Source organism: Sphingobacteruim zhuxiongii (genome assembly GCF_009557615.1).
In the GTDB taxonomy this organism is placed as follows: Bacteria; Bacteroidota; Bacteroidia; order Sphingobacteriales; family Sphingobacteriaceae; genus Sphingobacterium; species Sphingobacterium zhuxiongii.
In genome coordinates this window covers 3528386-3541170 of the sequence record NZ_CP045652.1, presented here as the reverse complement: position 1 = coordinate 3541170, position 12785 = coordinate 3528386, and the positions used below count along the sequence as shown (strand labels likewise).

Sequence of the window (12785 nt, the reverse complement as noted above, 5' to 3'; positions counted from 1 at the left end):
GATTTACAGTAGTTAAACGATGTTGATAACTTGCCCAAGACAGATTGTGGCTAAAAATTGACACCGAAAAGTTCGGTTTTTTTAGTGTCATTTTATGTGCAAAAAGTTGCTGTTTTATTCCAATTTGCTATTAGAAAATGTGTTGTAAAATTAAAAATTTTTAGGACAAAAAAAACGAACAGATAAATAAAAGGAAGCATTCAGCCTGAACACTTTTAATTCAGTATTTTAGTGGTTCCGAATCAGGATGAATTTCGAATTATTAATTGAATTATGAAAAAGTACTTTTTAGTCGCCTTTCTTTTGAGCCAATCTATCGGCTTTGCCCAAGAGAATTTAAACTATCAAAAACCATCTGCAGAAATCTTAGCCCTAGCAGATTATCAAAGACCTCCAGCAGTAGTTATTAGCCCTAACAAAAATTGGGTACTCTTTCTGTATAGACCAACTTATAAAAGCTTATATGATCTTGGTCAGGCAGAGACACGACTCGCCGGACTACGTATGAATGCGAAAACGGGAATGCCTAGCGACGAACTGTTCTACAACAAAATAGAGCTTCGTTCAATCGATGGCAAGCAAGTTTTTGACCAACTGAACCTGCCTAAAGATCCTTTAATTTCGAATCTAAGCTTTTCTCCAGATTCAAAAATGGTAGCCTTTACGATTACAGAAGAATCGGGAACGGCATTGTATATGTTAAACTTAGAAACGCGTCAGATTGATCGATTAACGGGAGAAGTATTGAATTCGGTTCTCGATGCGCCCTTCCGTTGGAATAGAACTTCCGATCGTCTATTAGTAAACAAACGCGTGCCAGCGCCTGTTAAATTGATCGATGAATATGCGAATCTTCCTAAAGGACCAATCATTTCCTCAAGTGATGGTAAGATCTCTCAGCTTCGAACATATCAAGATCTATTGAAAACTCCCGAGGATGAGCAACAATTTATAGAATTGGGAAATTCAGAATTAGTATGGATCGACTTAAGTGGGAGAGAGCAGGCCTACAAAGCTGCAGATTTGTACGTGGGAGCGAGTTTTTCGCCAGATGGAAAATATATTCTACTGAGCACGCTGAAGAAGCCATTTTCCTATGTTGTGCCTTACTACAATTTCCCACAGGAAACGAATGTGTATGATTTAAACGGTAACTTAATTAAAAAAGTCAACGAAACTCCATTGAACGAAGTGATGCCAAAAGGCTTTTCGTCCGTTAGAGCCGGTAAGCGAAGTTTTTCTTGGCGTCAAGATAAAGCAGCAACACTGTCTTATGTTGAAGCAATCGATGGAGGAGATGCAAGCAAGCCTGCCGAATGGCGTGACGAGTTGTACAACTGGGAAGCACCTTTCGATCAATCTCCGAAATCATTAATAAAACTGGCTGATCGCTTTGGGGGCGTATTTTACGGTGACGACACCTATGCTTTGGTGTACTCGCGTTGGTATGATACTCGAAATGTTAAAGCATTTTTATTAAATCCGACGACAGGAAAACATCAGCTCATCGAAGATCGGAATAGCCAAGACGTTTATGCAGATCCTGGAAAAGTGTATATGGATAAAAATAGTTTTGGAACCTATAGCATGTATATCCGCAAGGATAAGACTTATTGGATTGGCGATGGTTATACCAAAGAAGGTGAATTCCCCTTTATTGATGAGTTGGATTTAAAGACCCTGAAAAAAAGACGACTTTATACCGCCAAAGCCTCAGCCATGCAGGAACGAATTTCATCAGTGGTTGATATAAACAAAGGAGACATCATTGTTTCACTTCAATCGCCGAAGGATTTTCCAAATTTCTTCAGCAAGAATATCAAATCAAACAAGCAAACCGCCATTACAGCGATTCAAAATCCGTTTAAATCGTTAGAAGCGGTTCATAAAGAGGTGCTCGCCTATAAACGTAAAGACGGAGTTGAGTTATCAGGAACTTTGTATCTTCCAGCGGGTTATGACAAATCGAAAAAAGAGAAACTACCACTCTTAATTTGGGCATATCCAAGGGAGTACAAGGACAAAACAACTGCTGGACAAAGCACAAACAATCCGAAAGAGTTTACTTTTCCAAGTTATGGATCATTTGTCTATTGGGTTACAAAAGGCTATGCTGTTCTAGATAATGCGGCTTTTCCTATCGTAGGGGAGGGCAAATCGGAACCAAATGATACTTTTATTCCCCAATTGGTTTCGAATGCCGAAGCAGCAATTGATGCTGTTGATCAGCTAGGGTATATCGATCGTAATCGTGTTGCAGTGGGAGGTCACTCTTATGGAGCCTTCATGACCGCACATCTATTAAGCAATTCAAAATTATTTGCAGCCGGTATTGCGCGTTCAGGGGCCTATAATCGTACATTAACACCATTTGGCTTCCAGAGCGAGCAACGCAATTTTTGGGACGATCCTCAACTTTATATGACTATGTCTCCATTTATGAGCGCAGATCGAATGAAGACCCCTATGTTGCTTGTTCATGGTGCTGCAGATAATAACCCCGGCACTTTTACGCTTCAAACCGAGCGGTATTTCCAAGCACTAAAAAATTTGGGAGCTCCCGCACGAATGGTTATACTCCCTCGCGAATCCCACGGATATGCAGCGAAGGAGAACATCTTTCACCTTCTTTGGGAGCAAGATCAATTTCTGGAAAAATATCTTAAACCTAAGCAATAGAACTTAGTTCTGAATCGAATTACATAGTAAAGAGACATTGGTATACTCCAATGTCTCTTTGCTTTACCCACCTTTCTGCACCTAATCATACCCATTATCGAACGGATGTCAATCGGGTTTGAAAGGGATCTGAAAGGGAAGTGAAAGGGATGTAAAGCATACTTGCAGGGAAAAATCCTAAAGATGTTGTGAGTTCCAAGCCTTCTCAATTGAAAGCAAAAAAAAGACGCTGTTTTGCAGCGTCTTAATATCGTCAACTAGATAGCGTTTCTATTGATCCGCTTTTATATCTAAGCTAAGTCCATAGGTTCCCCAAGCGAGATGAATCTTTCCAGACTCGTTTGCTGTAATCGTAAGTCGCTCTTGCGATTCAGATTTCCGTTCGTTTGGAACGTTAACCTTTAAAACGTCCTCTTTTTCATCAAACTTTGCACCCCATTGTTTCCAATTTTTATTGAATATTAAGGTACTTGTTTGTTCGCCTGGAATTGTATTTAAACCATATTTACCCGCCGATAATTTCTGTCCATTAACCGTTACGTTTTTGTCGAATTCAACCGTGGTGGTTTCGTTGGCTCCAGTACGCCAGCGTTCTCCTGGTTTTAATAAATCTACCCCCAATTCTCGTCCTCTCAACGATGGACTGCCATAGCGGATATTTATTTTTACACCATCGCTCGTTGTCACTGAAGAGCTGTCTAATGGACTTTCGACTTGCTTAGGTTTGCCATCTTTTAACATTGGCTTACTCGGTGGAGTCGCCTTAGGCATGGGCGGTTTCTGCGCATATCCGAACGTGAATAGCATCAGAAAGCTTATTAGGAATGCAATATTTTTCATATGTCCTCCTTTGGATTAGTATGTGATTATAACATATGAAATGAAAAATTGTTTTACGATTTATGTGTTAAATTATTGATTATTAAAGTGTTTTGGCGTTATTTGGGGTCGATCCAAAACATAGAAAATCTTTACTCACTTTTATGTGGTCTATTTCAGGGGAAATAAAAATGCTATCCTTTATCTTTTTCAGATTATGAATAGGACATTTGATTTCAAAACCAAAAAAGGGACTTCATTCAGAAGCCCCTTTATATTATCTTATTATTTTCCGATATGCGCTACACTAAATATTCAAATAATGTTTGATCCTTATTAACTTCAATGAAGTCAAATTTGTAGGCTTTCAATCGTTCAATAAAGCTCGTATAATCCTTAGGATCGTTTAATTCGATACCAATAAGAGCAGGTCCGCGTTCGCGTTCTGTCTTTTTTATATATTCAAATCGAGTGATATCATCTTTCGGTCCTAATACTTCTGTTACTAGCAGTCTCAAAGCGCCAGGCCGTTGAGGGAATCGAACAATAAAATAATGTTTGAAGCCTTCATATAGCAAAGACATTTCTTTTATTTCACTCATTCGGTCGATGTCGTTGTTTCCGCCAGAGACGATACACACAACTTTCTTTCCTTTGATCTCTTCTTTATGAAATTCCAATGCCGCAATGGAAAGTGCTCCAGCTGGTTCAGCAACAATTGCATCTTTATTGTACAGCTCCAATATTGTCGTACAGATCTTACCCTCCGGAATAGATTTTACACTGTCTAACAATTGGCTACTAATATCATAGGTCAACTTACCGATTTTTTTAACAGCTGCACCATCAACAAATTTGTTAATCTGCGAAAGTTCAATCGGTCCTCCATTTTGCAGAGCAGCTTGCATGGATGCGGCGCCTTCAGGCTCAACTCCATAACATTTAACCTGCGGTGCGAATTTTTTCATATGATAACTTACCCCCGAGGATAAACCACCACCTCCAATCGGAATAAATATCGCATCAACCTCTGGTAAATCTTCTAATATTTCTACAGCGACAGTTCCTTGACCTTCTATGATTTTAAGATCATCGAACGGTGGGATGAAGGTCATGCCATGTTCTTCTGCATAGACTAATGCGCCTTTTTGACAATCGTCAAATGTATCTCCTGTAAGGACAATCTCAATTGTGCCATTGCCCCACATTTCAGTTTGTGTAATCTTTTGGCGAGGTGTTGGTCCAGGCATAAAGATTACGCCTTTGATACCAAGTCTCTTGCAGGATAAAGCAACGCCTTGTGCATGATTTCCTGCTGACGCACAAACCACACCACGTGCTCTTTCGTCCTCGCTTAAGCTGCTAATTTTGTTAAAAGCTCCTCGAAGCTTATAGGAACGAACGACTTGTAGATCTTCGCGTTTCAAATAGACCTCAGCGCCATATTTCTCAGATAAGTGTTGATTGTATTCTAAGGGAGTCCTTTTTACAACATCCTTGATCTGTTCTTTGGCTTGAATGCTATCTATGGTTAAGGTTGATAAATCCAAACTCATGTTGGTATTAATTTGTGTAGTTAAAAGAAGATGTCGGTATGCTATGCTGCCGAAAAATGGAACGGTTTACAGCATACCGACAGGATAGAAGTTTATTCTGTCCTTATATTATTTGACTAAGGTTAGTAAATCTTGGTCGTTAATATCCTTTTTAGCGTCTGCTAAGATTAGGAAACGTTGATAGCAATCAGCAAGCGTGTCTTTGTCTAAGTTGTATCCAAGACGCTCTAAATGGTGTTTTAAAGCATGACGACCTGAACGTGCTGTTAGGATAATATCTGCTTCTAATAGGCCTACATCCTCTGGACGAATAATCTCGTAGTTTTCTCTATGTTTTAAGAATCCATCTTGATGTATTCCCGAACTATGCGCAAATGCATTGCGACCAACGATTGCTTTATTCGGTTGTACAGGCATGTTCATCATTTCACTAACTTTACGTGAAAGTGCAGTGAACATTGTACTGTCGATATTGGAAGTAATTCCACCAAATGTTTGGTTGTGAACCTTCAAGATCATAGCAACTTCTTCTAAAGAAGTGTTACCAGCGCGTTCACCAATTCCATTAATCGTACATTCAACTTGACGAGCTCCATTCTGTACCGCTGCGATTGAGTTTGCTGTCGCTAAGCCTAAATCATTATGACAGTGGGCAGAGATGATTGCTTGATCAATATTTTGAACATGATCTTTCAAGTATTTGATTTTTGAACCATATTGATCTGGTAAACAATATCCGTTAGTGTCTGGAATATTGACAACAGTAGCACCTGCTGCGATTACTGCCTCAACCATTTGTGCAAGGAAAGCTAGATCAGCGCGACCGGCGTCTTCTGCATAAAACTCCACATCTTCAACATAGGATTTTGCATGTTTTACAGCTTCGACTGCGCGCGCTAAAATTTCTTCACGCGTGCTATTGAACTTGTATTTGATGTGCATGTCCGATGAACCGATACCTGTATGGATACGAGGTCTTTTCGCATATTTCAAAGCTTCGGCAGCAACATCGATATCGTTTTTATTGGCACGTGTCAGCGCACAGATAATTACGTCGTTTACTGCTTTAGATAATTCCACTACCGATTGGAAATCGCCAGGACTAGAAACAGGGAATCCCGCTTCAATAATATCAACGCCTAGGCGTTCCAAATCTTTGGCAATTTCGACTTTCTCTGGTGTGGTCAATTGACAACCCGGTACTTGCTCTCCGTCTCTTAACGTTGTATCGAAAATGTATAAGTGATTAGGATCGTGTAACATATCGTTTGTATTTATGTTTATTCCTTGGTTTAATTATTTGATGAATTCTAATACTTTGACTCCCATTTCGTTGGTGCCTAATATTTTGTCTTTTGCTGTTTCCGCATTGGCAATGTCGCCAGTTCTCCAGCCTGCCTTTAAAGTATCTGCAACAGCCTGCGTTACGGTCTTTGCTTCTTCTTGTAAGCCGAAAGCGATGTCGAGCATCAATGCCGCCGATAGGATAGAAGCTAGTGGGTTTGCTTTATTTTGACCTGCAATATCATGTGCTGATCCGTGAATTGGTTCAAAAAAACCAGTACCATCGCCGATAGACGCAGACGCTAACATTCCCATAGATCCAGCGATCTGAGACGCTTCATCAGTAAGAATGTCTCCAAAGAGATTTGCCGTTAATACCACATCAAATTTTTTCGGATTCTTTACTAACTGCATTGCTGCATTATCGATGAACATGTGTTCTGTTTCTACATCGCTATATTCTTGTGCGAGTTCTTGAACCACTTCACGCCAGAGTCTAGAGGTCTCTAATACATTTGCTTTGTCTACAGAACATAGTTTTTTATTACGAGTTCTCGCTGCATCAAAAGCTTTGCGTGCAATTCGCTCTACTTCATAACGGTGATAATTCATTAAGTCAGATGCGAATGTATTGTCTTCATTGCGCTTTTTCTCGCCAAAGTATACATCGCCTGTCAATTCGCGGAAGAAAAGGATGTCCGTTCCACGTAAAACTTCCGGCTTTAAACTGGAAGCATCTAATAACTCGTCAAATAATAGAATAGGGCGTAAATTGGCATACAAACCTAATTCCTTACGTATTTTTAACAGACCCTGCTCCGGTCGAACCTTCGCACTTGGGTCATTGTCGTATTTTGCATGTCCAATAGCACCAAATAGAATCGCATCAGATACTCTAGCTTTTTCTAATGTTTCATCTGGTAGTGGATTTCCGGTAGCTTCAATTGCTGTATGACCCATGATTGCTTCATCAAAAGCAAATTCATGATTGTATTTCAAAGCTATTGCTTCTAATACTTGTTTTCCCCAAGTCGTCACCTCTTGTCCAATTCCATCTCCCGGAATAATAAGAATGTTCTTTCTCATATACTATAAAACGTTTTCTACTTTATGTTCAATGGCTAAAACTTCGCCACGCTCTAATACAATTCGATGTTCAATGCAGTCTGGTAATTGGCTTTCATAATGGCCAACGTAAATTAAGGTTTTGCCATATTGGCAAAGCTCATCGACTACATCGTTAAAATATTTTGCCTGTACGGTATCCAAACCCTGACAAGGCTCATCCAACACCAATAGGGGAGGATTTTTAATTATACTTCTGGCCAACATGGCCAGTCGTTGTTTACCCAAGGGTAGCGTATGGAGTAATTGATCTCGATAGTCAGTAAGATCAAAAAAATCCATTAGTTCTTCAATTTGCTTCTTCTCATGGAATTTCACATCGATAAACCAACCGATGCTATCGTAAAATCCAGATGCAAGGGTATGCCATACAGTTGCTTGTTGGTCAAAATACCAGTGCATTTCTGGAGAAATCATCCCGATCTTTTCTTTAATATCCCATATGCTTTCGCCGGATCCTCTAGCATTACCGAATAATGAAATATCTAGTCCATAGGATTGCGGGTGATCTCCGTTTATTAAGCTCAACAAGGTCGATTTTCCAGAACCATTAGGTCCCTGTAATAACCATTTTTCACCAACTTTAACAGACCATGATATATTCTTCAATACCTCCTTTTCACCGTAACGAATGACAATGTTTTTAAGATCTGCTACATGGTCATAAGTGGTGTCGGGGATAGCTTTTAAAAACAGCGGTAATTCTTTTTTCGCGCGAAGAGCATCCTGTTTGATATCAGCTAAAGATTCAACCTGATCAACCTTGCCATCAATAATCTGTACGAATGAATTAATAACAGATGGTAATATTTGATCATTGCTTATTAGGAGTAATTGTACTCCCTGATTCGCTAATTCATCCAACCATTCGTTTAATACAATGCGTGACTTTTTATCAAGTCCGGTATACGGTTCATCAATGATTAACAGCTGTGGTTTCTGCCAAAGGCTTTTAACCAACTGTAACTTCTTGTGTTCGCCACTTGATAATTCAATCAACTGAGACTGTTGTACATTCTCAAATCCGAATGAATTAATCTTCTTTTCGATATCCGCGAAATCTAAACCTTCCTTTTCAGCAAAGTGCATTAACTCGGCGTGTACCGTTAAGGTATCATGCCCCTGATGTCGATTATAGCGCTGTTGATAATAGAAGTTTCGATCACCTTCGAGATTGGTAAACTGATACCAATTTGATATATAAACAGTTTTTGGTGCTAAGGAACTGGAGGAGTCATAGAAAACTTGTATCTCTCCAGTTCCTTTAGTTAGTCCTGCAATAGCTTTTGCTAAGCTCGATTTTCCCGAACCGGATTTACCTGCTAGAACAACGTGCTGACCTTTCTCTATTGTCCATGACAAATCTCGCAATACGGTCTGTTGACCGAATGCTAATGTAAAGTCTTTGATATGGACAGCAACAGGCATTATCTTGCGGATTCGAATTGTTCGATATTTGCTACATGGCTTAAAATGAAGTCGATATCATCATATCCATTAATTAAGCAAGATTTTTTATAAGGATTAATCTCAAAAGCGAATTGTTCGCCAGTTTCAGCAATTGTCAATGTTTGTGTCTCAAGGTCGACCTGAAGTTCTGTATGTGGATTCGCAAAGACTTGAGCAAAAATCTTTTCAAGAAACTCATCAGTTACAGTAATTGGCAACACGCCATTGTTTAGTGCATTTCCTTTAAAGATGTCTGCAAAGAATGAACTAATAACAACGTCGAAACCATAGTCTTGAATAGCCCAAGCAGCGTGTTCGCGAGAAGATCCACATCCGAAGTTCTTTCCTGCAACAAGAATTTTTCCAGTAAATGTTGGGTTATTCATTACGAAATCAACTTTTGGTTGATCATGACTATCATAACGCCAGTCACGGAATAAATTGTCACCAAAGCCATCTCTAGTAGTCGCTTTCAAGAAGCGCGCGGGAATGATTTGATCTGTATCTACGTTTTCTATCGGTAGAGGAACTACACGAGAGGATAATTTTTCAAATTTTTTCATCTCTTGATTATATTGTTTTTGAGGAATAATGAATTAAATGTAATGTTCGACTACTGGGAACGGATCATAAAAATGATGTAATAGATGCTTCCAGTCTTGGTAAACTTTAGATTGTCGGAATCCTACGGTGTGATCTTCTAATGTTTCCCAGTTGACCAAGAGAATATATTGACCCTCTTGTTCGATACACTTCTTTAATTCATGATTGATATAGCCTTTTATGGATTGTATTAGCTCTTTGGCTTGTTCAAATGCGATTTCAAAATCCGCCGATTGACCGGGCTTAATGTTCAAAATAGCAACTTCCAACACCATAAAAGATATTCCTCTGTTATACCAATTCTCTAACGTCTACAATTTTTCCTGTTACTGCAGCAGCAGCAGCCGTTAGCGGGCTAACAAGCATTGTACGCGCATTCGGTCCTTGGCGTCCTTCAAAGTTTCTGTTTGATGTAGAAACACAGTATTTACCTGCAGGAATTTTATCTTCATTCATCCCTAAGCACGCCGAACAGCCTGGTTCACGTAATTGAAAGCCAGCCGCTTCGAATACTTTATCGATACCTTCTTCTATTGCTTGAGCTTCAACTTGTTTCGATCCAGGAACAATCCAAACTTCCACATTGTCAGCTTTCTTTTTACCTTGAACAAATGCGGCAACTTGACGTAAATCTTCAATTCTAGAGTTCGTACAGCTTCCAATGAACACATAGTCAACAGGTTTACCCAATACAGAATCGCCATCATGGAAACCCATGTAGTCTAAAGCTTTTTGATAAGAAGGACGTTCACTCTCTGGTTGAGAATTGGTCGTAGGGATATGTTCTGTGATACCTATACCCATTCCTGGGTTTGTACCGTAAGTAATCATTGGTTGAATATCGGCAGCGTCGAATGATAATACTTCATCGAACTGAGCGTCGGTATCCGAGTAAAGAGTTTTCCAATATGCTAACGCTTTATCCCAAGCTTCACCTTTTGGAGCAAATTCTCTACCTTCGATATAGTCAAACGTGGTTTGATCAGGAGCAATTAATCCTCCGCGAGCACCCATTTCTATACTCATATTACAGATAGTCATTCGACCTTCCATGCTTAATGAACGTATAGCTGAACCTGCATATTCGACAAAATAACCTGTTCCTCCTGCAGCGGAGATTTTGGAAATAATATAAAGGATAATATCTTTTGCACCCACTCCATTGCCTAATTCACCATTGACTTCAATTTTCATTGTCTTTGGCTTTTGTTGTAATAAGCATTGAGTCGCGAAAACTTGCTCTACTTGCGATGTACCAATACCGAACGCGATAGCGCCAAAGGCTCCGTGCGTAGAGGTGTGACTATCACCGCAAACCATCGTTTTTCCTGGTAAAGTAATTCCTAATTCAGGACCGATAACATGCACAATACCTTGATATGGGTGGCCTAATCCATATAGTTCAATTCCGAATTCTTTACAGTTTTTAGTCAGCATATCCACCTGATAGCGGGATAGCTCTTCTTTGATTGGAAGGTGCTGATCCAATGTAGGTACGTTGTGGTCAGCAGTGGCTACCGTTTGTTGTGGTCTGAATACCGGTAAGCCTCTTTTGCGTAATCCATCGAATGCCTGTGGAGAGGTCACTTCATGGATAAGATGGGTATCGATATATAACATATCTGGAAACCCTTCCTGACGCTTGACGACATGTGCATCCCAAATCTTTTCTACTAATGTTTTTCCCATTTCTTTTATTAAACTGTTTGGTTTTTTAATTCTCAATGGGGTAAAATTAAGAATATCATAATTTTACCCCATTGAGAGCTATCTAAATTACGAAAAATTTAAATAGTTTTGATAGCTTTCATAGCGGTCATCGCCTTACGTAACTTTCTACCAACGACTTCTACTTCGTGATTACGCAATACTTCGTTGATTTGAACCAAAGTAATGTTATCAACAGCACCATCTTTTCCGTCATTGTAGTTCTTACCTACAACATCTGTATCGATTTTGCTCATGAAGTCTTTTAATAAAGGTTTACATGCTTGATCGAATAAATAGCAACCATATTCTGCTGTATCAGAAATAACACGGTTCATTTCGAATAATTTCTTACGAGCGATCGTATTTGCAATTAATGGAGTTTCGTGCAATGATTCATAGTAAGCTGATTCTGGTTTGATACCCGCATCAACCATCGTTTCGAATGCTAATTCAACACCCGCACGAACAAACGCTGACATCAATACATAGTTGTCAAAGTATGCTTGCTCGTCGATTTTAACATCGCCAGCAGCAGTTTTTTCGAATGCTGTTTCGCCAGTCTCTGCTCTCCATTTCAATAAATTAGCATCGCCATTTGCCCAGTCTTCCATCATTGTCTTGCTAAAGTGACCTGACATAATATCGTCTTGGTGTTTTTGGAATAATGGACGCATAATGTCCTTTAATTCTTCTGATAATTGGAATGCTTTTACTTTCGCAGGATTACTCAAGCGATCGAACATACCGCTAACACCACCATGTTTTAATGCCTCTGTGATTACTTCAACACCGTATTGAACTAGTTTTGCAGCATATCCTGCGTCGATTCCTTTTTCAACCATTTTGTCGAAAGAAAGAATAGAGCCAGTTTGTAATAAACCACAAAGAATAGTTTGTTCGCCCATTAAGTCTGATTTCACTTCTGCAACGAATGATGACTTCAATACTCCTGCGCGATGACCACCAGTTCCCACACAATAAGCTTTTGCTTCAGCCCATCCTTTATCTTGAGGGTCGTTTTCTGGGTGAACAGCGATTAGCGTAGGTACACCAAATCCTCTTAAATATTCAGCGCGAACTTCTGATCCTGGACATTTTGGAGCTACCATGATAACAGTAATGTCTTTACGGATTTGCATACCCTCTTCCACGATATTGAAACCATGTGAATAAGATAAAGTTGCACCTTCTTTCATTAAAGGCATAACGGCGTTAATAACCGAAGTATGTTGTTTATCAGGTGTCAAATTGATTACTAGATCTGCAGTAGGGATCAACTCTTCGTATGTTCCCACTTTGAAATTGTTATCAGTTGCGTTTTTCCAAGAATCTCTTTTTTGTTCAATAGCTTCTTTACGTAAAGCATAAGATACGTCCAAACCAGAATCTCTTAGGTTTAAACCTTGATTTAATCCTTGAGCGCCACATCCTACGATTACAATTTTTTTACCTTTTAGAGCATTTACGCCATCGTTGAATTCTGCTGAATTCATAAATTCTGCTACACCTAGTTGGTTTAATTGCTCTCTTAGAGGTAATGTGTTAAAATAATTTGCCATT

10 protein-coding genes are annotated in these 12785 nt (G+C 39.4%); 1 reads left to right on the top strand and 9 read right to left on the bottom strand.

All coding sequences use genetic code 11. From position 1 onward, the window contains the following. Nucleotides 1-273 precede the first annotated feature (273 nt). On the top strand, nucleotides 274-2679 hold the full coding sequence (locus tag GFH32_RS14940) for an alpha/beta hydrolase family protein (RefSeq protein WP_153512356.1): 2406 nt from the start codon (nucleotides 274-276) through the stop codon (nucleotides 2677-2679). A 270-nt stretch (nucleotides 2680-2949) separates the two neighbouring features. Here GFH32_RS14940 and GFH32_RS14935 read toward each other — a convergent pair whose 3' ends face one another. The 9 genes from GFH32_RS14935 to ilvC all read right to left on the bottom strand — a co-directional run bounded on the left by GFH32_RS14935 (nucleotide 2950) and on the right by ilvC (nucleotide 12784). Further along, nucleotides 2950-3519, bottom strand: a complete 570-nt coding sequence (locus GFH32_RS14935; RefSeq protein WP_153512355.1) for a DUF2911 domain-containing protein — start codon at nucleotides 3517-3519, stop codon at nucleotides 2950-2952. A gap of 281 nt (nucleotides 3520-3800) precedes the next feature. Then, complete coding sequence (gene ilvA / locus GFH32_RS14930; RefSeq protein ID WP_153512354.1) at nucleotides 3801-5054, bottom strand: threonine ammonia-lyase IlvA; 1254 nt, start codon at nucleotides 5052-5054, stop codon at nucleotides 3801-3803. 108 nt (nucleotides 5055-5162) lie between these two features. Further along, on the bottom strand, nucleotides 5163-6317 hold the full coding sequence (locus GFH32_RS14925) for a 2-isopropylmalate synthase (RefSeq protein WP_153512353.1): 1155 nt from the start codon (nucleotides 6315-6317) through the stop codon (nucleotides 5163-5165). 33 nt (nucleotides 6318-6350) lie between these two features. Further along, entirely contained in the window at nucleotides 6351-7424 is a 1074-nt protein-coding gene (gene leuB, locus GFH32_RS14920; protein ID WP_153512352.1) for a 3-isopropylmalate dehydrogenase, read from the bottom strand. Between the two features lie 3 nt (nucleotides 7425-7427). Next, nucleotides 7428-8891 carry an ATP-binding cassette domain-containing protein gene (locus GFH32_RS14915; protein WP_153512351.1) on the bottom strand — a complete coding sequence of 488 codons (1464 nt, stop codon included), beginning with the start codon at nucleotides 8889-8891 and terminating at the stop codon, nucleotides 7428-7430. After that, nucleotides 8891-9475 carry a 3-isopropylmalate dehydratase small subunit gene (gene leuD / locus GFH32_RS14910; protein WP_153512350.1) on the bottom strand — a complete coding sequence of 195 codons (585 nt, stop codon included), beginning with the start codon at nucleotides 9473-9475 and terminating at the stop codon, nucleotides 8891-8893. The genes GFH32_RS14915 and leuD overlap by 1 nt, the downstream gene beginning before the upstream one ends. Nucleotides 9476-9508: 33 nt before the next feature. Continuing rightward, nucleotides 9509-9790, bottom strand: a complete 282-nt coding sequence (locus tag GFH32_RS14905) for an antibiotic biosynthesis monooxygenase family protein (protein WP_153512349.1) — start codon at nucleotides 9788-9790, stop codon at nucleotides 9509-9511. Between the two features lie 16 nt (nucleotides 9791-9806). Further along, nucleotides 9807-11204 (bottom strand): 3-isopropylmalate dehydratase large subunit, encoded by a 1398-nt coding sequence (gene leuC / locus GFH32_RS14900; RefSeq protein WP_153512348.1) that lies wholly within the window; start codon nucleotides 11202-11204, stop codon nucleotides 9807-9809. A gap of 98 nt (nucleotides 11205-11302) precedes the next feature. Then, nucleotides 11303-12784 carry a ketol-acid reductoisomerase gene (gene ilvC / locus GFH32_RS14895; protein ID WP_153512347.1) on the bottom strand — a complete coding sequence of 494 codons (1482 nt, stop codon included), beginning with the start codon at nucleotides 12782-12784 and terminating at the stop codon, nucleotides 11303-11305. Nucleotide 12785: the final 1 nt, after the last annotated feature.